General features: G+C 36.2%; 17 protein-coding genes. 5 read left to right on the forward strand and 12 right to left on the reverse strand.

What is annotated here, in order from left to right; genetic code table 11:
• Positions 1–34: 34 nt before the first annotated feature.
• Positions 35–1,795: a sigma-54 interaction domain-containing protein gene (locus ACFX4L_RS07425; protein ID WP_377404508.1), complete on the reverse strand. Its 1,761-nt coding sequence runs from the start codon at positions 1,793–1,795 to the stop codon at positions 35–37.
• 340 nt (positions 1,796–2,135) lie between these two features.
• Here ACFX4L_RS07425 and ACFX4L_RS07430 point away from each other — a divergent pair, with 340 nt between their 5' ends.
• Together ACFX4L_RS07430 and ACFX4L_RS07435 are read left to right on the forward strand one after the other, a co-directional pair.
• Positions 2,136–4,094, forward strand: coding sequence for an oxidoreductase (locus ACFX4L_RS07430; protein WP_377404511.1), 1,959 nt, complete (start codon positions 2,136–2,138; stop codon positions 4,092–4,094).
• A gap of 503 nt (positions 4,095–4,597) precedes the next feature.
• Positions 4,598–6,157, forward strand: coding sequence for a MutH/Sau3AI family endonuclease (locus ACFX4L_RS07435; RefSeq protein ID WP_377404514.1), 1,560 nt, complete (start codon positions 4,598–4,600; stop codon positions 6,155–6,157).
• A gap of 91 nt (positions 6,158–6,248) precedes the next feature.
• On the opposite strand, the gene ACFX4L_RS07440 is transcribed toward ACFX4L_RS07435, so the two are convergent.
• Together ACFX4L_RS07440 and ACFX4L_RS07445 are read right to left on the reverse strand one after the other, a co-directional pair.
• Positions 6,249–8,804: an SNF2-related protein gene (locus ACFX4L_RS07440; RefSeq protein ID WP_377404517.1), complete on the reverse strand. Its 2,556-nt coding sequence runs from the start codon at positions 8,802–8,804 to the stop codon at positions 6,249–6,251.
• Complete coding sequence (locus ACFX4L_RS07445; protein ID WP_377404520.1) at positions 8,797–10,080, reverse strand: hypothetical protein; 1,284 nt, start codon at positions 10,078–10,080, stop codon at positions 8,797–8,799. Before ACFX4L_RS07445 ends, ACFX4L_RS07440 begins: the two co-directional genes overlap by 8 nt.
• Positions 10,081–10,909: 829 nt before the next feature.
• Here ACFX4L_RS07445 and ACFX4L_RS07450 point away from each other — a divergent pair.
• On the forward strand, positions 10,910–11,350 hold the full coding sequence (locus tag ACFX4L_RS07450; protein WP_377404523.1) for a very short patch repair endonuclease: 441 nt from the start codon (positions 10,910–10,912) through the stop codon (positions 11,348–11,350).
• A gap of 39 nt (positions 11,351–11,389) precedes the next feature.
• On the opposite strand, the gene dcm is transcribed toward ACFX4L_RS07450, so the two are convergent.
• Entirely contained in the window at positions 11,390–12,637 is a 1,248-nt protein-coding gene (gene dcm, locus ACFX4L_RS07455) for a DNA (cytosine-5-)-methyltransferase (RefSeq protein ID WP_377404526.1), read from the reverse strand.
• 243 nt (positions 12,638–12,880) lie between these two features.
• Between dcm and ACFX4L_RS07460 the strand changes: the two genes are divergently transcribed.
• Together ACFX4L_RS07460 and ACFX4L_RS07465 are read left to right on the forward strand one after the other, a co-directional pair.
• The gene (locus ACFX4L_RS07460; RefSeq protein WP_377404529.1) at positions 12,881–14,284 is read left to right on the forward strand and encodes a Sau3AI family type II restriction endonuclease; all 1,404 of its coding nucleotides are present in this window, start codon (positions 12,881–12,883) and stop codon (positions 14,282–14,284) included.
• 116 nt (positions 14,285–14,400) lie between these two features.
• On the forward strand, positions 14,401–14,742 hold the full coding sequence (locus ACFX4L_RS07465) for a BglII/BstYI family type II restriction endonuclease (protein ID WP_377404532.1): 342 nt from the start codon (positions 14,401–14,403) through the stop codon (positions 14,740–14,742).
• Positions 14,743–14,828: 86 nt separating this feature from the next.
• Here the strand turns inward: ACFX4L_RS07465 and ACFX4L_RS07470 are convergent, their stop codons facing one another.
• The 8 genes from ACFX4L_RS07470 to ACFX4L_RS07505 form a co-directional block, all read right to left on the reverse strand.
• Positions 14,829–15,383 carry a hypothetical protein gene (locus ACFX4L_RS07470; protein ID WP_328136720.1) on the reverse strand — a complete coding sequence of 185 codons (555 nt, stop codon included), beginning with the start codon at positions 15,381–15,383 and terminating at the stop codon, positions 14,829–14,831.
• A gap of 150 nt (positions 15,384–15,533) precedes the next feature.
• Positions 15,534–15,983 carry an SMI1/KNR4 family protein gene (locus tag ACFX4L_RS07475; RefSeq protein ID WP_328136719.1) on the reverse strand — a complete coding sequence of 150 codons (450 nt, stop codon included), beginning with the start codon at positions 15,981–15,983 and terminating at the stop codon, positions 15,534–15,536.
• A 301-nt stretch (positions 15,984–16,284) separates the two neighbouring features.
• On the reverse strand, positions 16,285–16,734 hold the full coding sequence (locus tag ACFX4L_RS07480; RefSeq protein WP_377404535.1) for an SMI1/KNR4 family protein: 450 nt from the start codon (positions 16,732–16,734) through the stop codon (positions 16,285–16,287).
• A gap of 117 nt (positions 16,735–16,851) precedes the next feature.
• On the reverse strand, positions 16,852–17,064 hold the full coding sequence (locus ACFX4L_RS07485) for a hypothetical protein (RefSeq protein WP_377404538.1): 213 nt from the start codon (positions 17,062–17,064) through the stop codon (positions 16,852–16,854).
• A 282-nt stretch (positions 17,065–17,346) separates the two neighbouring features.
• Positions 17,347–17,856: an ankyrin repeat domain-containing protein gene (locus ACFX4L_RS07490; protein ID WP_377404541.1), complete on the reverse strand. Its 510-nt coding sequence runs from the start codon at positions 17,854–17,856 to the stop codon at positions 17,347–17,349.
• 125 nt (positions 17,857–17,981) lie between these two features.
• Positions 17,982–18,194, reverse strand: a complete 213-nt coding sequence (locus ACFX4L_RS07495; protein ID WP_377404544.1) for a bacteriocin immunity protein — start codon at positions 18,192–18,194, stop codon at positions 17,982–17,984.
• Between the two features lie 120 nt (positions 18,195–18,314).
• Complete coding sequence (locus ACFX4L_RS07500; RefSeq protein WP_377404547.1) at positions 18,315–18,770, reverse strand: DUF4274 domain-containing protein; 456 nt, start codon at positions 18,768–18,770, stop codon at positions 18,315–18,317.
• 27 nt (positions 18,771–18,797) lie between these two features.
• A complete protein-coding gene (locus ACFX4L_RS07505; protein WP_377404550.1) occupies positions 18,798–20,621 on the reverse strand; it encodes a T7SS effector LXG polymorphic toxin in 1,824 nt (607 codons plus the stop codon).
• Between the last annotated feature and the right edge of the window lie 301 nt (positions 20,622–20,922).

The following is a 20,922-nucleotide window of genomic DNA, read 5'->3' on the forward strand; positions in this document are numbered from 1 at the left end:
TTTTTGAATATTCAGATTTCAATAGAGGCTAATTTTATTTATCATCATGATAGCTAAATTGGTATTTGCCTAGTTTGCGCATGATCGTCGTTTGACTGACCTCCAGGGCCTTGGCCATTTTTCGGGTTGATTTATAGGTGGAAAGGGCCTGTGACAATAATTGCTTTTCCGTTTCCTCTAACGCTTTTTTCAAGGGAATGATTCCTGTTAAATTGACCAGCGCCGTATCTTTGTAGGTTAAATCGGAAGGCAAATCCTCTATCGTTACGATAGGCTTTCTGGCCGTCACGACGATTTGTTCGATTACATTTTCCAACTCCCGAACATTGCCCGGGTAATCCTGCAGCTGCAGAATTAACTTGGAATGATCATCGATCGTGATGGATTGACCGTATTTTTCATTGAACTTCTTCAGAAAATAATCGGTTAATAATAAGATATCTTCCTTCCGCTCACGCAGCTGCGGTATTTCCATTGGAACGACATGCAGCCGATAATATAGATCTTCGCGGAACTGATTATTCTTGATCATTTGCTTCAAGTCTTTATTCGTGGCGGAGATGATGCGGATATTCACCTTTTTCTCCTTCGTTCCACCCACCTTCATGAATGTTCGATCCTGGACCAAATGGAGGATTTTCACTTGAATGTCGAGCGGCATCTCCCCGATCTCATCAAGAAACAACGTGCCTCCATCAGCACTCTCAACAAGCCCCTTTTTCCCGTGCTTATTAGCTCCCGTAAATGCGCCGCTTTCGTAGCCAAACAGCTCGGACTCAATTAAAGCCGATGGTATTGCGCCGCAATTCACTTGAATGAAATTCTTATCCTTTCTGCTGCTGAGATCGTGAATGACCCTTGCTAAAACCCCTTTTCCGACACCGGTTTCACCATGAATGAAGATGGAAGAATCCATCGGGGCGACTTTTTCAGCTAATTCCATAACCTTCATCATCTTATCCGAATTTGTAATGAAGTTATTGAACGAAACGGTTCTCGAATTTTCATGCTGGGCCCGCTGGTTCCTGAGGTTCACTCTGTTCAATTGATTCTTCATCTCAACCAATTCCGTGATATCCCTGGAATTCGAAACGATTCTATATAAGTTCCCCTCCTCATCAAAAATCGGCTTCGCTGTGCTGAATACCGTCAATCCATGCGGATAGGTTTGCTCCGCCGAATGGATCGCTTTCGTTTTCATCGTTTTTAATGTAACCGAATTGACGATCAGTCCCTTTTCAACTAACTCATTAATGTTCTTATTAATAAAGGCCTCCGGCGGGAGCCCTGTAAGCTTCTTGCACGCCTCACTCACGAATAACGTGTCCCCGTTCGCATCCGTCACGAAAATTTCATCATAGCTGGAATGCAGGATTTGCGTGAGCTCCTTTACCTTTTTTCTTGTCACTTCCAGCTCTTTCTTTAGTGATTCATTTAGACTGATTAAGCTCTTCATCTTCTTTTTAAGCAGCATTTCCCTGACTTCGGAAATCGGATAGCAGCTATATTGGTTATCGCCATATTGAATCACAAAATCATAGGTGCACAGATCCTCATCACTTAGCTTATCTAAATCCTCCACAACGACAAACGATGTATTCAGATAAGCCGTGATTTCTTGATCATGACCCTCACTATCCAATTTCTTCAAAAAGAAACCTTCCTCTAAAATGCCGAGGATTTCCAAGTGATTTTTCATGACAATAAAAGGAGAGGAATTGATTTTCAGTAAGGATTTCACATCCAAAATGGAAATATCGGAAAATACAATTAGTGATTCCTTTTTTAGTTCCATCACATCACCCCATAATTTGATTTCGAACCGATTTTGTTACACTTTTTTATACGAAAAGAAATAAGTTTCATTTTCATAAGCAACGAATGTCTCTAAATCAACCAATCTAATGCTGAACCTTTTATGAATCACCACTTTTCAAAAAAGGTTCACTTATCTATATATAAAATACTATATTCATGAGCCATACCCTCTTTATCCAAGTAAAAAAACGAATATGAAACCAAATTCCCCCAAACGGCATGGTTATTGCATATTGAACCTGTATAGGGATAGGTAGGGGGCGAATGGCTGCCCTCTATACTCTCATTCTATCTAACATTAGGGAGTGGTCATGTATATGGCTCAATTCAAGAATCTGTTTACCCAATTAACGATCGGTTCTACTGAATTAAAAAACCGGATCTTAAGTACAGCACATCAAACAAATCATGTCACGGATGGAATCCCCACTTCGGATATGGTGGCCTATCATGAAGCCCGTGCTAAAGGGGGCGTCGGATTGATCATCCTTGAAGCGGCATCGGTACATCCATCCGGCATGCTTACGTCCAAAACGATTGCAGGATATGACCGGAGAATTGTCGATGCCTACAAAGAGCTTTCCGAAACGCTCCATAAGTATGGAACGAAGGTTTTTTCGCAGCTATTCCATGGCGGACGGGAAGTCGTATCGAGCGACTACCGAAATGCGGCATGGGCGCCTTCAGCCGTTCCCAGCTTGCGCTTCGGTGTGATGCCAAAACCAATGAGCTTAGAGGATATTGAAGGAGTGATTGAAGGGTTCGCCCATTCAGCACAACTGGCAAAGGAAGGCGGACTTGATGGAGTGGAAATTTGCTGTTCTCACGGATATCTTCCTGCCCAGTTTTGGTCACAGCATACAAATAAGCGTACGGATATCTATGGCGGGTCTTTCGAAAATCGGATGCGATTCATCGTGGAAATATTGGAGAAGGTATGGGACAGAGTCGGAGAAGACTTTACCGTCGGCATTCGCATGAGTTCAGATGAACTGACGATGGACGGGACAACAATGAAGGATTCCGTGCAAATCGTCGAATATCTCGCAGAAAAAGTCCGATTGGATTTCATTAATGTCACAGCCGGAGATTCTAGCACCTTCGAGGGATCAACCCATATCGTGCCGCCATCACCGATAAAGCACGCATACCTTTCACCACATGGATTCAAAATCAGGATGGCAGGGGCCGTACCGGTCTTTGTCGGTAATCGAATCGTCGACCCCGTTGAAGCGGAGCAGATCGTATCCACCGGAAAAGCCGATGTCGTCGGAATGACCAGGGCCTTAATCGTCGACCCAGACATGCCCAACAAAGCAAAAGATGGCAACCTGCAAGCAATCGATGCATGCATAGGCTGTTTACAAGCCTGTATCGGTCACTATCATAAAGGACTTCCGATTGGCTGTGTCCAAAACCCGACAACCGGTAAAGAAGCATGGATTTTACCAGAATTAAAGAAAACGAGAACCAAACAGAATGTCCTCGTGATCGGCGCCGGACCCGGCGGATTACAGGCAGCCATAACAGCGGACTACCTAGGTCATTCCGTTACACTGATCGATCAAAGCAAATCAATCGGCGGCCTGCTTCGCACCATGCGCAAAGCACCGATGCGGCATGAACTGGCAGAATCGATGCTCGATAACTACTCCCGGAAACTGATGAGAAGCAATATAAATGTACAATTAGGCAAAACGGCAACCGCCCAGGAAATATCCGAATCAAAACCGGACGCCATCATCTGTGCAACAGGATCAAGGCCCTATACACCAGCCATCGAAGGAATCGATGACCCACGGATCATCATGAGTGATGACCTCTTCAGCTCAACCAAAAAAGTAGGGGAAAACGTACTCGTATTCGACTTTGGCGGTGACTGGCCCGGCATGGAAGCAGCCATCTACCTAGCCGAAAAAGGCCGCCACGTCACACTCATATCATCACGACTGCACATCGGTGAAACCGTTCACCAATATCTCAGGAACGAATACCTAAAAAAACTATACAACCTAAACGTCACACTTCTTCCCCATTACGACATCGGTGCAATCAAAGAAAATCACGTCATCATCCGGAACCTATTCACCCAACAAAAACAAGAACTAACCAACTGGGACTCCATCGTCCTCTCCCTTGGCCGCATACCCAACACAGAACTATTCGAAGAAATGAAAGGCCATGCGCCCATCGTGAAACAGATTGGGGATTGCCTTGGACCGCGGACGATTGAGGAAGCTACTCATGAGGGGATGATGAGTGTTATTAGTTTATAGGTGGGAAGAGACATTCCTTGGGTGGGATGTCTCTCAGATTTTAGAGAAAGTATATTTTTCTTCTCTACCATCAAAGAGCCTTTCTAAACGAAAGGTTCTTTTTCTTCTTTATTAATCTCTCCTTTCTAGTAATTAAATTTATACGTAATTGACAACACACGAGATGATCGTTGATTTGCTACTTCAATTACCTACTCGACTTTTTCTCCAAATCCATCTTCCATCCCCCAGGCATTGGTTGACCACCATTGTCCAAACCAATTAATTAGTTTTTCTTGATTAACCCTAACATTTCTTACTAGTTTCTAACGCAAAAATTTTTCATTCCTTGTGCTGCTTTCTTGGAATTAGAAAGACTATTCGCTCCCAAAGTATTTTCAAATTAGATTATGATGTAAACTTCACCATAATCACGATTGTATGAATCGTATTTTTTTGGTAGTATTTTCATGGTGTTAAAACATAAAAACAGATAATTCATCTAACGAGAAACGAGTGATACAATGCTTGAAAATAGTGGTTTTATAAACATAAATTCAGAGAATGATTTTCAATTAAATATGGATTCTTTTAATCAGTTTAATAACCTATCAGTATATTCCATAGGTGAAATTATAGGCATAAATCCTTTTCTAATGGGACCCCACTTAGGAACAGCAACATTAGTGAAAGGAATGTATGCTTACACTGGTTTAGAGAACTTAATTAAAAAATACAAACAAAACCACATTTCCATCAAGACTGTACGATTACAAGAAAATGGAACTCCAAAAGAATCAATGTCTTTTGAACAAATAGATTTTCAAAAAGTAACAGAAGAAAAATGGGAACATAGCTTTATCAAAAGTAAATTTGAACATACCACTTTTCTTTTTATAGTTTTCGAACTACAAGATGACGTTTTATACTATAAAGGTATAAAGAAGTGGAAAATGTCTAGTGAAACTCTCGAAACAGATGTCAAAAGCTTTTGGACTCATTTAAAGAATAGAATTTTAAATGGTGTTACGTTAACGCCTATTCAACAAAAAAATAAAACCGTTATTCAAAATGATTTACCATCCATGAATGATAATAAAGTAATGCACACACGCCCTAAAGCTGATGATGCTAATGACAAAACAACATTGCCAGATGGACAGTTAATTACAAAACATTGTTATTGGCTCAATTCCAATTTCATAGGTGAAACTGTATCCGACTTACCTCCTTTAGAAGTAAGGAGTTCTGCTGAAAATTCTGTTCCACAATTGTTACCTTTTGAATTAGAATTAATCCAATCAAATATTCAAAGCCCAATTTATACCATAGAAGAATTCTATAATCTTGTTAAATGCCATTTACCACAATTCAACTTATTTCAAATAAACGATATCTTTTTAAATGAGATGGGATTAAAAATCCATCCACCTTATGTTTTCAATAAAAAATACAAGAAAGTAAAAGATATTTTCAATGAAATTATCAATAGTCAAAATTATTTTGTTTTGTCTGATAAAGCAATATTCCAAACGGATTTTTTCAAAAGGCACCTTAAAAATTTAGAAAAATCACTTTCTATCGTTAAAGTAGATCATTCTTCTTATATCACCAAAAATGTTATGGCATCTTCAGGGCTTAAAAATCAAAATCTAGAATCTTATCAATCTGCTGTCCTCAATGCAATTGAAAATCAAGAGTATTTCACTTATAAGTCCTTAAAAAAAGACGGTTTTTCTCATGAAATCGAGGAATATGGTTTCGATTCTATTTTTTATGAATCTCTTATTCGTCAGATATCATATCTGAAACCTATAAAGCTATTCGACACTACATTTTTCAAGAAGTCGAATCGTAAATTAAAAAGCGAACAATTCTTTAAGTATATCCTAGAGCAAAAAAAAGAGTCTTCACTAAAATTAAGTCAATTGCGTGATGCGATAGAGGAAATTTTTTCAGAGTCAGTATCATATGAGTCTTTGGAAAAAGTATTGTTAAAATATGATAAGAAACCTTATTACTCATCAGACTTAGAGCGACTATTCATTGACAAAAATCATTATATAAATTACCTCCATAACTAAAAATCAAAAGCGGTGTTTGGTTAGCCCACTAACCAAACACCGCTTTTATTTGTCCTAATTATCGTTATGACGTTACCTTTAGAAAAGCAGATTAGTTATCAAATAAAGATAAAATTTCTGCCAAATCTACTTCTGGGTCAGGTTCGAGAACACCTCTTTCAATAGCGTCTACCATTCTTTTCTCTTTTTCTTTCAATCTATAATAAATCCGCTCATCAATTGTATTTCGCTCTCCTTCATTACCTTGCAACATAAAGTAATAATACTGTGTATAATCAGTATCCTTTAGGCCTAAACGATGTATGCGATCCCGAGATTGAAGCATGTGTGTAAGATTAAACGAATATTCCAAATAAATCGCATCATGACAAGTATGATGTAAAGAAACGGATTCTGCTAATGTATGGGGATTTGTTACTAATACCTCAATCTCTTTATTCAAGAATGCTTTAATCATCTTATCTCGTTCATCTTGAGGGGTGCTTCCATATATAATACCTGCCCTAATGCCTCTGATGCGTAAATCCTGATATACTTTATTTATTGTATCTACAAACATACACCAGATAATGGATTGCTTACCTTCAGCATGCAAATCCTCCGCTAAATCTATAGCAGCATAATATTTTGACGTTTTAGGAACTCGTTTAATGAGATCGATTTCTTCTTTAGTAAACACGATTGCATCAGGATCCATATCTTTCCAAGGGTTATTTTCATCTCCATACATTTCTATATAATCTAGTGATTTCAATAATAAATCTGGATTAGCAGATGCCTGAATCAGGCGAATGTATAAATGAAAAGCACTTCTTCCATATTTTCGATAAAGCAAATTAATGATTTCTTGTTCTTCATTTGATGCAGTCACTTGTACCAAATCATCTTCATTAGCTGGTGGTACATCAAGCTCCTTTTTAGTAGTTCTCCAAAAGAAAGGATATAATTTATCATTAATTTTTTCTACCATGATAGGACTAGGTTCTTTTAAATCGTTCTTATTAAAATTAAAGAATATTTTATATTCATCGTCATATAAAATATTCAATAAATTATAAATATCTTGATAGGTGTTTGGTATTGGTGTCCCTGTTAACACGTACTTGTAACCAGCTCTAGCAGATATACGTTTGGCAGCTTGAGCCCTAATACTAGTTATACCTTTGATTTTATGCACTTCATCGAATACCAGCATTGTACGGGAATCTATTATATCTAATAGTGCAGACTCATATTTGGGTAATGATTCATAGTTGACTAAAATCAAATTACGGTCTCCACTTTCAAAGCGAAACTCAAATTCACTAAGCTTAGTTAATTGCACATCTAAAAATTTCAATGTTTTTTTATCAGCAAAATTTGATTTAAACTCATCTTTCCAAGATAAGAATGAGTTTTTAGGACCAAACATTACTAGTTTATCAACTTTATCGATTGCAGTTGAATTTAAGTACGCAAACGCCCCATAGATCATTGATGTTTTTCCTGCCCCTGGTACAGAGAAATTTGCAGCATTTTTCATTTCATACATATAAAATGCACTCCACATTTGCTTAAGGCGCAACGTTCTCTCTAATTCGTTTTCAACAACGGTTTTAAAATTTTCAAAACGCTCAGCGATAATCGGATCTAGCTCTTCTTCATAGTATTTAATGGATTTCCCATAATCCGCACGTTCTTTTATAAAATATGCCACAGTTGATAAATATTCTTTTAAAGACTTACTAACAATAAAATTGAACTTTTTTCTCTTCGCATATTTTTCCAGAATTTTTATTACTTCGTTCATTTCAATGTAGGTTAAGTCTGACGAGAAATTTGGATACCCTCCATCATAATATGGTAATAATCTTTGGGAAATCGCCATATCTCTAGATGAAATTTTATACGACTTCAAATTATCATATAATACAATTTTGTCACCCTCATAAGCTAAAATTAATGCATCATCAGTCAATGTTTCTGTATTCAAGATTACTCGCCCCCTGTCAAACTGGATTATCTTGTTCTTTACTATTTCATTGATTTCTTTTACATACACTATTGAGCCACTATCATTAGAACTCCACAGTTTTTCAAACTCGCTTTCCGCTCTATATAATTTTTGAATATCAAAATCCGAACATAACCAAGATGCTGTAATATCAAATGCTTCATAGTTCGCCCTAATTGCAGCTTCTGTTTCATTATTTGAACCCGTAAAATAAATTACATTTCCATTACTGTCTTTGCACAATCCAAATTTAGAGTGAAAAATACCTGTTTTTGTAAAACCGATTTTTACATCTACGTATCCGTTTGCTATTAAATGAGCTAAATTACAATAGTTTATTTCTTCCTCAATCGTCAGTTCATCCTCTAAGCTGATTGTGATATGGGTTTTTAATTCTTCGCGTAATGCATAACCTTTCTGGATAGATTCAAAATCATCTTCACTAATTTCCAGTGAGACAATCAAACGCATTTTCCCTCCATTATTAATTAAGCCCGAAAGCCCTTTGGCATATGCTGCCAGAGCTTTCGAGCTGAAATATGCGCTTACACGATCATATACTTTCGCTACAGATATTACCGGATTATAAAATTCTTCTACTATATCTGAAGTATCTGTATAATATGAAGGATATAAAGTAAGCTGATCAAACATTCAGTGCCTCTCCAAATTCCTTTAACTTTCTCTGTACTTCCTCGAATACTATTAAAAACTCATGCTCTGTAGAAGGGTCCATTCGTTTTACTTGTTCAACTTCAATACGTTTTAAATCATCAAATGCTTTGTTTAATAACTCAACCGGTTTAATTTTTGCAGTCACTAAACGTGAATCCTCTATATGCTTATCAATAATTTTTTGAGCTTCCTTACGTACATCCGCTAATTCTCGACCTACTTCTTTGACTGAAGATACGTCAACTTCATCCAATTCCTGGAAAGTTTCATAAACTTCCTCTACGATATCATCAAATTCTTCTAAAAATTCTTCCCGGTTGCTCGCATTAATGATGAATTTGCCCATTTCTCGAATATCACGAGACAAATCACCTTTATTATCTATTTCATTCAATTTCCGCTTAGAAAATATTGCTGCAAATAGAGCATTCCTTACTCGAGAATATCCAGCTTGTTCGCCTTTATCTTCATGGTCCGTCGATAAAATAGTACGAATATCAATCCCTTTGAACTGATTCTCTAATATACGTACCATTTCTTGCAATGGGCCATCCAGAGCCAAATCACGCGCGATATAGTACTTTCCTTCTGCATTAATATAATTTAAAAATTGAACCATTAATTCTGCCTTCTTCATCATTAATGCTACTTCAGATGGCTTTTTATTCGTATTTTCTACATATTCAATTTCAGAGAACAGCTTGTTTTCTATCAAGTCCCGATATACATCCACTAAATTATCAATTGGATCGTAATCTACAGGCTTCTCCTCAGCATGTTGTAGGTTCAGTTCTAATCGTTTAATATCACGCTCTTCTATCCCCTCTTCTTGATTAAGGATAACTGCTTCAAAGTATAAATCTTTCCCATTTTCTCGTTTTAATTTACGTAAAGCTGTAAAACGTCTATTACCATCGATAATCCGTCCGTCGTTTAATACAACACCTGGTACTCTTTGACCAAACTTATCGATATTAGCCTTAGTGGCATCTAATGCTGTGGAATTTGATTTATAAATGAAATTCTCCAAAACCCCATTGTATTCTTCTAAAGCTGATTTGTTAAGCGTGTTTCCATTTGAAATATGTTCACTAATATGAGTTGCAATTCGTCCATTTTGATCGTTGTAATGACATAAATCCAATGGTATTTTAGCGACCTTATATGCTTTTGTTTCACCTTTAATTGTTAATTTACGCGTTGAATCTGTCATCATAATCCTCGATCCAACTAAATCATTTAATTTAATCGTCATTTAATATTTCTCCTCATAAAAAGTCTCTTTATCTATATATAACTTATATTATTCTTTTGAGTAATACATGTTTGTTTCCTTCGACAACTAATCGCTTTTCCTAGATTAATTTGCAAATTAAATTATATATATTTTTTAGAGAACATTATCCGATAACCTATGAACTGTAAAATTTGGGATATCTGTTTAATTCCTAGTCCCCTATCACTGATATTCCTTTAGAAGCTAAAATAAACATTATTATATTAAATTTTTCTTCATTGCCAAAGGTAAACTCTCTTTAATTTTCTTCATTTAATTAGGTTTAATTTTAATCAAGCTAATTACTTTTTCCACCTAAAAATCTTAGAAAGCTAATTTAAGAATGCTTGTTAATGTTATTCCTTCCGTTTCTAACAAATCAAACATACCATATGGATGGTATAAAAATGCAGAAGGAATTATCTATATATTCCCTCCTTTATTGAGTATTCAAATCTAAATCTAGTTCATCCTATTCATTATTTTAGGATAAATCAACCAAAATTCCACTTTTAAACAATTTGGTTCTAACCACGATAATTTCAATTGCTTCTCGCCAATCTCAAACTGTTTTTTCTAATGATTTGTATTTTTCTTGTAAATAGTTACCTACAATAACATGGCACAGGTCCTGAATTTACTTGTCAGCCTTCAAAAATTATATCATAAAGACAAAAATAACGAACTTTATACTATTTCATTATACCCACAACAATATTGCGAATTTAAATAAAATGAAATGTTTATAAATCGGAAGGATTGGTACTAATTAAATAAAAGGATACATTCATTGAAAGGGGATCTTATATTGGCAAATCATGCACGATTACCAGAGACTAAAGAAACCCGGAGTAAAATCATGTCATCCATTAAAGCCGTTTCGAAACTGGAAACGTTCGTTTCACATGACCTATGGCACAGGGGGTATCGATTCAGGAGGAATGTCAGGGGGATGATGGGAACACCAGACATCGCCATCAAAAAGTATAAGGTCGTCATATTCATCGATTCGTGCTTTTGGCACTTTTGCCCGATTCATGGAAAAATGCCGAAGAGCAATGTTGATTTCTGGATGAAAAAGCTTGAGAGAAACCAGGAACGCGATTTGGAAATCACAAAATATTATACAGATGGAAATTGGCATATCTTACGGATCTGGGAGCATGAGGTAAGAAAGGATTTTGATAATACCATCGAAAAAATCTCCACTTTCATCGATAATGCCAAGGAAAATATAGCACACGAATAAAAATGGTCCCTGACAATATTGCCAGGGACCATTCTAAATTTAAAATAAACTAAGTTGTTGTGGATTCACTTTTATGGCTTCCGCATCTTCTTCCTCGATTTCGAGAATTCGTTTTGCCATTCTTTCAATCAGTCCGACCACCAAAGCATTTCCCATACAGAAGTACCTCATCCGTTCGGACATTCCCTCCGTCCAATGATCAGGGAACCCATTCAAACGTTCACATTCCACCGGGGTCAGGATGCGAAGCCTTTTCGTTTCGGGGTCTTCCACCACATGGCTGCTCCGATTCACAGTACCTTCACTTGTCAGCATCGTACGGCCTGGCTTGTCCAACGATTCAGGGAAAGCCATCCCACCCTCGGAGAATACATATTTATGTCCGTTAGCAGCCGTCCTCTCAATCTTTTTCGGGCCCTTAAGGTAACGGAATTTCTCAATTGCATCTTTGCTAAGATAATACTTTTCATCGACACCAGATTGCAAGATATTACCTAACATCCGCGGCCGCTCCTCAATTGGTAGCAAATCCTCGGTATATACAGCGCCATCTCTCATGATTCCGGAATTCAAGTAGGTCATCGAGAACTCATCTGAAATTTCCAGAATACCGTCTTCCATCGTGAATGAATGTGGTTTATGCTTTTTCGAAATTTCCCATTTGACGGGAAATGCATTCGCGAAGAAACCTCGTTCGTGCAACATTACCGCATCATCTTCCTTGGCCCTACTTTTGACATACGGCGTATCGTTCCTGATGGCAAAAATGAAGACCCGTCGCCTCCTCTGTGCTTGTCCATACTCCGCAGCATTGACGACTCTCCATTCGACTGAGTAATTCAAATCCCTGAAGCTTGCCAGCATGATCGAAAAATCCCTTCCCCGCTGTTTCGATGGAGACTTCAATAATCGGTCCACATTTTCCAGCAAGATATACTTCGGCCCAAATCCTTCAGCAAGCCTCATGATTTCCCAGAAAAGGACACCTTTCTTCCCTTGAATTCCTTTTTCTCCGGAAAGACTTCGGGCAACGGAGTAATCTTGACAAGGAAAACCGCCTACAATTAGTTCAATCCCTTTATTTACAAATATCTTTTCATCTACCGTAGAAATATCTTCATTGGAGTGTATTCCTCTATCGAACTGCCTCGCATAACAGTTAAAAGCATCCTGTGATTTTTTTGAAGGTTCCCATTGGTTACCCCAAACCACATCAAATCCTTTTGCCGCCTCAAGGCCCAGCCGGAACCCACCGACCCCCGCAAATAATTCAATTGCATTTATCATGACCGAACATCCTTTCGGCTTTTATACCTATTATAATAATAATCCCTAGTGAGATCAAGAAATATCCATTAAAAATATAAAATAAATTCATTTATCCAAAATAAGTTAATTCATATACCTGAATTTTGAATATAGCGGTATAATATTACATACCCTCTATCATTTTAAAGTGTAATGCGTGAATTGTAAAAGATTTTAAAATTCCATTTTAACAGAACACTCAAGAAAGGAGCTTGTTATTTTATGGAATATAGAACAGTCGAAGAGTTAATGACTAAGGCACAAGAAGCCATAGGTAAAACCTTTGGAGAAATTGATTTAAAAGGTCGACTCACGAACACTAAATCAAAAGGGGGACTAGGACAAGTAATCGAAGAAAGTTTCTTTGGCTATAAAATCAATTCCGATGCAAGACCTGATTTTGAAGAATTGGGTATCGAGTTGAAAGTCACCCCTTTCAAGCAGAATAAAAACAAATCCATCTCTGCAAAGGAACGATTGGTTTTAAATATAATCAATTACATGGATGAAGTTAATACCACATTCGAGACCTCAAGTTTTTGGAAAAAAAACAAAAAAATTTTACTGATGTTTTATGAATGGCTACCCAGCTATGAACCTAAGGATTTTTACATATATAAGAATATCCTATTATCTTATCCGGCTGCAGATTTGGAGATCATTAAACAGGACTGGGAAACGATTGTAGAGAAAATCCGAAACGGCAAGGCCCATGAAATTTCTGAAGGTGACACCAACTATTTAGGTGCTTGTACAAAAGGAGCCAGCAAAAACTCTTTGCGTACACAACCGAATTCAAACATTCCGGCCATGCAAAGGGCTTTCTCCCTTAAACAATCATATATGACAGCCTTGCTTCGCAAATATGTTAATAATGAAGAACTGGTGTCATTTGCAAAACAAAGCGACTTACAAGAAAAATCCCTGGAAAGTTTATTGAATGACAAGTTTGCTCCCTATATCGGCTTAACTGACAAAGAAATAGCCACAAGATTGAATGTTATATACAACAATGGTTCAAAATCTTTCGTCCCTTCCTTAGTCAGTTCACTGCTTGGAATAAAAGGAACTCGGTTGGACAAGATTGAGGAGTTTGCAAAAGCAAACATTCAATTCAAGACTGTACGCCTCGAGCCTAACGGAAAACCAAAAGAAAGCATGTCATTTGAAAACATTGATTTTCATCAATGGACCAGTGAATCATGGGATGAAAGCTTAATACGGGAAAAATTCACAACAACGAAATTCCTTTTTGTAATCTTTGAATTTACTGAAACAAAAAAACAAAACCCTGACCGGAAATTGTACTTCAAAGGAATTAACCTATGGAATATGCCCTTACCAACAATTGATCAGGAAATCAAGCAAATATGGGAAGAAGTAAACAGACTATTACAACAAGGATTACATATTGAATTTAAAAAACGAGGAAAGAAAATTGAAGAAACAAACAACTTACCTAAGAGTTCTTTTAACGGGGTGGCTCATATAAAATCAAAAGGTAAAAATGGCAAGGATAAAGTAGTTTTACCTAATGGTCAGATTATATCCAAACAATGTTTTTGGTTGAATAGTGGGTATGTAGCGGAGATAATAAATCATCTTGATTTTAATACAAGGAGATAACAATGCAATATTAGTATTTTTCTCACCGCAATGCAATTACAATATTAGAAAATGAAATTGAATTTCTAGATTCATGGAAAGAGATATGACCTGCACTTACGAAAATTACAGATAAAATGTTAATCAATACATATCAAACACATTATCAAACAAAGAATAAGAGTCTTTCTACTACAATCAACAAATTATTAAAAGAGGAGTTTAAAGACTTAGATTGGGCTGTTGAAAGTCCTATTTTTCAGGACCCTAACTATGATGATAAGAAAAGTGACTATTGGCGCTTGGATTTTGCTAAAAAAACGACATCCATAAAAGTTGTATTTAATCACGGTTCAGCAACAGCTTGGAACCTTTTGAAACCAGTTTTAGCTTCTGAATTAAATCATGTTAGAAAAGCCATTCAAACTGGGTATAATAATAGTAGCAACTCACAATATTTAACAGATTTAAGTATTTAGACTTTTTTATTGGTATCATTTAGCGCCTTTGTAACATGGGGCTCAACGCCAACAAAACAGAAATTTCCTTTAAATGAATATAATGACTATAATAAACCATCTATTGTCTGTTTTAATTCTTCATATGTACACGGGTGAGCTATTTTTTTGAGTGAATTTAAAGATAATGTTTTTTGATGGGGAAAATGCATATCTAAGTCTTTAGTTAATGCAACGTAAAAATCCCATTGTTTTATATTTAATGGTTCAATTATTTCATGATTTTTTTCTTTTAGTAAACAAAATACATATATATCAGCATTCCGTTTTACGGTCGGGTTATATTTATTTGTTGTATAATCATATTCTTTTTTTGCCCCAATACTAAAACTGATGTTTGAATATCTTTCCTTATGCCATGCTTGGATATACGCAGAAGATTTGACCTCAATTTTCATGCCTTTATAAACTAAATCATATGCATCCCATTCAACTCGTAATTGATTTAAACAGCCAAGAGCAGTTCCGATTAAAAACTCGGCAAAAATTCCCCTTAGGTTGTTTGTTAAAATTTTTGAAAATCCCCATTGCCAGAAATCTAAAATAGTATGGTCTGTTCCTAATATTGGAGTTTCTGATTTAAGAGGTTTATCATTATTCATTTATAACCACATCCTTTTATGAACATTTCAGGCAAACTACCAACGTTTCCCAATACATTTTATCTTCCCAATTAAGTTTCATATAAACCTAAAAAACTTATCCCATTGGATAACGAGATCCCTTTTATATTTTGCTTCTTGTTATCAATTTTAAAAATCTTCTTCCCATGCTTCTTTTGCATCCAATAACCTTTGTGATAAAAACTCATAAAAGTTCTTTGCTGTATTGTAGTTATCAAGTCCCCCTTGTCTATTCCACGCTATTACTGGGCACTCATTATTCTCCACTTTGCTTGTATATAAACAATAGACATATTCTCCAGCATCTTCAATAACTACTAAATCCTTATCCAACCCTAAATCTCTATAACTCTTCGTGTTAACAACAACAGGAGCTCTATTTGACTTAGCCACTCCTAAAATATCAGCACCAAATGACCCACCAGAACCATAGGTAGTTAAAAACCACTTATAGCTTTCTGGTAATTCCACCCCTAGCACATTTTGGACAACATTGATTTGACTTTCATCTACTCCACCTGTGTAGTCATCTGACTCCTTATGTTCATTAATAAAATTTGTTAATTCCTCTTTATTCATTCAGTACTCCCCCTGCCAACAACAGTTGGTTTTTAAGATTGTAAGGCAATAGCTTAGGAGTTGAGACTAATTCTTTTGCCTTCATAACGCCTTTTACTACAGCTGCTTTTAGAGTGGTTACCACAGGAGTTTATGACAGAGTCCCAAATTCCACAAACTCCTTACCTATATGAATAGTTTTGTTCCTTTTTTGAACAAAAAAATGGATAGTCCCTTTGATTTCAGGCTCTATCCACTTCTCCTTATATAAAAAATATTTCTTACTTTATTAGAACAAGATAAATAACTATTACCTTCAGCTTTACCAATCTTCTTCATCCCAATTATCTTTAGCCTCCTCAAGGCGTTCAATAAAATAGTCTAAAAAATTATCGGCTAGTTTAACACCATACCCCTCCTGATTATCCCAAGTAATAACTGGGCATTCTCCATTTTTCATTTTATTAGTATCGAGACAATAAGCAAATTCATCAATATCTTCTATAACCACAAGTCCATCGAATAAACCATAGTACTTTTCATGATCTTTGGTAGCAGTTACTACTGATGCACCTACTAAATCATATCCAATTATATCAATACCAAAACTTCCACCTGAGCCATAGTTTTTTAAGAACCACTTGTAGCTTTCCGGTAATGGGACTTGTAATTTATTTTCAGTTTCTTCAACTTTATCTTCACTTACCCCTCCAGTAAAATCATTAACTTTGCCATAGTTCTTAATGAATTCCTGTAGATCTGAATAATTCATCTAAATCACCTTCTAATATGAATTTTAAAAGTCCTTTTAATTAAGGGGTAATCCCACGAAAAAAGAAACCTTGAATGGTAAATGGCATTCAAGGTCTACTACGTGATCTAAATACAATCATTTTTCTTCATTATATGCTAAGGAAATCTCTACTACTTCCTCTGATGATAAATCCTCATCATTCCAAAAAATTAAGTCACTAGGGGCAGGATGAGGAACATTATCTTCTAAAATTTCTATGTATTCACTTACTTCTTCAACAGACAGCATAGGGTTACATATTTTATTTACTAGTTCAACTAATTCCTCTTTAGATAACTTTTCACTCATTTTTTCTGCCTCCCCCTTAATTACTGCGCTTTCTTTCCAAAATGATAAGCAGGTTCTAAAGGTCTTTATCTAATGGCGAATCGAAAGGCCATACTTTTAAAGGTCGGCACTACAGAAGCATGATTTTCTTCAATCGCTACATACAGCTCCTAATTCCTTTTTTAACACTTCATTTATAAGGCATTTCCTAAAAGGCAACCAAGTGCTTTCATCCGGTTCTTGATAGAATAACTTATAAAGTCATTGTAACCATTTTATTGCACTAACTAAAAAGTCACTTTTCTATTCTTTTTCATCCAACTTCTGCTTTAAATATTCAGCAATTTCTGTTTGCCCTCTTTCAATAGCAAATTCATAAGCTCCCATATCTTTCATAGTATCTCCTGTATACTTAATGGTAATATCAATACCATTCTGAACAAGATACTTTACAATATCAGGGTGCCCACCATAAATCGCTGAGAATAAAGGGTTTCTATTCGGGTCACTAACATCTAATATTGCACCATTATCAAATAAGTACTCTACAATACTAATTTCACCTTCACTAGCTGCATGTGAAATAGTCGCCGACTTTGGTACGCCTTCGTTGAGGTTAATATCCATACCCGATTCAACTAGAAATTTTATCATATCCAGTTTACCAGCTCTAGCCGCAACATGTAGCCACGTTCCAAAAGGTGTTACAAAATCAAGTAAACTTTTATCAGTAATAATGATCTCTTTCGCTTGTTCTATATCACCATTCTTAATTAAATCATAAATTTTTATTGCTTTTTCCTTATTATCCATAGTATCCTCCAAAAATATCTTTATTTCATTGATACTGCTTCTTCACCTAGTAGCATATCAACCAAAAGAAACCTTGAATGGTAAATAGCCATTCAAGGTTCTACTAATACATGTTCCAAATACAATTATTTTTCTTCTTTATATGCTAAGGCTATCTCTACTACTTCCTCTGGTGATAAATCCTCATCATTCCAAAAAATTAAGTCACTAGGGGCAGGATGAGGAATATTTTCTTCCAAAATTTCTATATATTCACTTACTTCTTCATCAGAGAGCTTCGGATCACATATTTTATTTACTAGTTCAACTAATTCCTCTTTAGATAACTTTTTACTCATTTTTTCCTCCTCCCCTTAATTACTGCCCTTTCCAAAATGATAAGCAGAATCTAAAATATTTAAGATACCACATGCACTTGAGATAACCAGGTACATGGAGGACCTAAGGGAGATATTATATTATATTTTAGGAATATCAACCACTTCGCCTGGTGATTTATTAATAAGAATATCAGGAATGTTTGGGTTATTCTTTTTCAACTTATACTTTTGAATTTTTGTTAATTCAGGGTCAAAGGAAATATTCTGAGATTTAAACTCAAAGTTTATAAGTTTATTGTAAATCTTATTCAAAAAATCTTTCCATTCCTCTAACGAAGTACTTGAAACTTCATCTGAATCTTCTAACATACGATAGCCGTCAGCATAATGAAACATTAGTAAACCGGTACCTAAATCACAAGCCTCGTTTTCTAAAATAACTCTTGGTACATCAAATCCACTATTCCAATTATAATTTGCAGCAAAATAATGAAGAAATAAAGGGTTTTCTATATTCGTTAACTCATTGATTATTATTTCTTTATCTGAATCATAAAGTAGCTGTTCAAGGAAACTAATATCTTTCTTATCCATAAGAACTTACCTCCATACAATATACATTTATTTATTTTCTAATTGTTTAAGCTTTCTCTCCCAAAGTTCTACTGTTGCACCTTGACTAGGATACAAGGGTAAACCATTCTCTTGCAATTTCCTTAGATTATTTTTTAACTCATAAACATCCTTTTGTAAACTATTAACACTTTGATTAATATCCATTTTGTTTAGTGCTCTTTCAACCACTTCATTATAAACAGAATGATAACCCCTGTGCCTGGACATGGTACTTATATCATTATCTGGCACTCTTAGAAAAATACCATTTGATGAGTCATCAAAATTCATTCCTATTTTTTGAATAACGGGGTTTTTTGCCATTTCAGAAGGAATTATATGTTGAGCTTGATAACCACTCCATTTTGTAGAACGTTTTAGCCCCATAACTTCCATCATATTTTTCCCTAACTTATTGGAGTTACCTCCAGTAATAACACCTGGATTACCAGGGATAAGTCTATTAGATTTATCTATAACCCTACCATTAACCTCAGACTCCACTTTCGCCATAGAAATTAACTGTTCCTTCAACCCCACACCATTAACCACATTATAAGGTACTCCACCTGCCAACGACAGTTGGTTTTTAGGATTGTATGGCAATAGGTTAGGGATAGTGGCCAGTTCTTTTGCTTTCGTAACGCCTTTTACTGCAGCCGCTTTTGTAGTGGCTGCCCCAGTTTTCGCTACAGCACCTGCGCCTTTTGTTCCGACTACTGATGTGACGACTGTTCCAAGGGCATAGGATACCCAGTGAGCCCGCGAGTAGGCATCGCCATTTACCATATCCCGTTCATATGAATCGGAGATGGATTTGGATATATATTTATAGGTTTTTATCGGGTGCATGATCGAGTTTGCTACACCTTCAACCACTTCCCCAGGATCTGTGACAAAGTCCCAAACTCCTGTCACGAAGTCTTTACCTACATCATAAAGGCCTACGCCGATTCCTTTTGCAATGTCTGCGGTTTGCTTGGACGCTTCTAGCTGCATGACATATTGCTGCTGGGTGGGCGCTAAGTTTTCATATCCGATCTGCTTGGCGATTTTGAGGAACTCATCTGGACCTGTGACATCATCGAGTTGTGCCTTCAGGTCTTTGATCCGGCGATTCTCTGCTTCCTCTTGCTTAACCTTCAGATATTGCGCGGTCTCTTTTTTCCTAACTTCTAGGTTTTTATAGGCTTCACTATTTTTATAAGCTGTTGCATTAAAATAGAGAGGGGATACTACTCCTCCCCTTGTACTGGATACTTTCAATTGCTCCATGAGTGCCGTCACTGCTGCTTGGTCCTCTTCGGATTTGGCATATTCAGATGTCCACTTATGATCGATTTCGTTTACTTTGTTTATCGTTTGGGTCCGTTTCTTGTCAGCCTTCTCGATATTTTCAAAGAACGCATCATCGGAAAAAGGCTCTAACTGAATGATATCATCAATTCCGGAAAATATTTTTTTCAGATCATTTTTCTGGGCTGTGACCATTTCCTTGGAATTTCGACTGGCGTTTTCCAGCTCTTCCTCTAAAAAAGGAACCGTAACTATGGTTTCACTAAGGTTAGCTTCGATTGTATCTCCTTGAATTCCACTTAAAAAGGCAACATGCCGATTGATCAGACGCAGCCAAGAATCCACGACATCGATTTGTGCTTTGTAAAACCCTTTAATGGCCTCTGCGCCTTGACCTTGTAGCTCATCATCCAAATTAACGATGCTCTCAAATCCTTTTTTTAATTCCGTGAGCTGTTCTTTTAGGTCCTTATATTGTCCGACACGCGTTTGCATTGCAGAAACTAGTGTTTGAGATTCGTAAATCATAGACATATTGGAAAGTCCTTTCAACTACTTTTCTTATAAAATCTTAGAGATTACAAGATTTCTTATTTATGTAATATTTTTATTGACTGTAAAATTATGGACTAAATATATTTTAGAAGAGTTTCTTCATTTATTCAAGAATTAACAAGAAAGCAACCTTTCTGGGGCGTGTCCATCTGAATAATATCCTTTTCCGGTCATATACAATCCAACAAGAAGATAAGTTGTTATAGATATTCCTATTAAAAAATATCCTATGATATTAAACTTCGTCACGGTTCTATTAGCCGCATGACATATAAACTGG

The organism is Peribacillus sp. YIM B13482, assembly GCF_042787975.1.
Taxonomy (GTDB): Bacteria; Bacillota; Bacilli; order Bacillales; family DSM-1321; genus Peribacillus; species Peribacillus simplex_A.

What these genes read in the sequence shown, in the direction of transcription:
- ACFX4L_RS07435 (WP_377404514.1), top strand. Translation starts at nt 4,598, where the DNA reads ATGCTTGAAAATAGTGGTTTTATAAACATAAATTCAGAGAATGATTTT.
- ACFX4L_RS07495 (WP_377404544.1), bottom strand. Translation starts at nt 18,194, where the DNA reads ATGAGTAAAAAGTTATCTAAAGAGGAATTAGTTGAACTAGTAAATAAA.
- ACFX4L_RS07470 (WP_328136720.1), bottom strand. Translation starts at nt 15,383, where the DNA reads ATGAATAATGATAAACCTCTTAAATCAGAAACTCCAATATTAGGAACA.
- ACFX4L_RS07460 (WP_377404529.1), top strand. Translation starts at nt 12,881, where the DNA reads ATGGAATATAGAACAGTCGAAGAGTTAATGACTAAGGCACAAGAAGCC.
- ACFX4L_RS07485 (WP_377404538.1), bottom strand. Translation starts at nt 17,064, where the DNA reads ATGAGTGAAAAGTTATCTAAAGAGGAATTAGTTGAACTAGTAAATAAA.
- ACFX4L_RS07505 (WP_377404550.1), bottom strand. Translation starts at nt 20,621, where the DNA reads ATGTCTATGATTTACGAATCTCAAACACTAGTTTCTGCAATGCAAACG.
- ACFX4L_RS07480 (WP_377404535.1), bottom strand. Translation starts at nt 16,734, where the DNA reads ATGAATTATTCAGATCTACAGGAATTCATTAAGAACTATGGCAAAGTT.
- ACFX4L_RS07465 (WP_377404532.1), top strand. Translation starts at nt 14,401, where the DNA reads ATGTTAATCAATACATATCAAACACATTATCAAACAAAGAATAAGAGT.
- ACFX4L_RS07425 (WP_377404508.1), bottom strand. Translation starts at nt 1,795, where the DNA reads ATGGAACTAAAAAAGGAATCACTAATTGTATTTTCCGATATTTCCATT.
- ACFX4L_RS07430 (WP_377404511.1), top strand. Translation starts at nt 2,136, where the DNA reads ATGGCTCAATTCAAGAATCTGTTTACCCAATTAACGATCGGTTCTACT.
- ACFX4L_RS07445 (WP_377404520.1), bottom strand. Translation starts at nt 10,080, where the DNA reads ATGACGATTAAATTAAATGATTTAGTTGGATCGAGGATTATGATGACA.
- dcm (WP_377404526.1), bottom strand. Translation starts at nt 12,637, where the DNA reads ATGATAAATGCAATTGAATTATTTGCGGGGGTCGGTGGGTTCCGGCTG.
- ACFX4L_RS07490 (WP_377404541.1), bottom strand. Translation starts at nt 17,856, where the DNA reads ATGGATAATAAGGAAAAAGCAATAAAAATTTATGATTTAATTAAGAAT.
- ACFX4L_RS07500 (WP_377404547.1), bottom strand. Translation starts at nt 18,770, where the DNA reads ATGGATAAGAAAGATATTAGTTTCCTTGAACAGCTACTTTATGATTCA.
- ACFX4L_RS07475 (WP_328136719.1), bottom strand. Translation starts at nt 15,983, where the DNA reads ATGAATAAAGAGGAATTAACAAATTTTATTAATGAACATAAGGAGTCA.
- ACFX4L_RS07440 (WP_377404517.1), bottom strand. Translation starts at nt 8,804, where the DNA reads ATGTTTGATCAGCTTACTTTATATCCTTCATATTATACAGATACTTCA.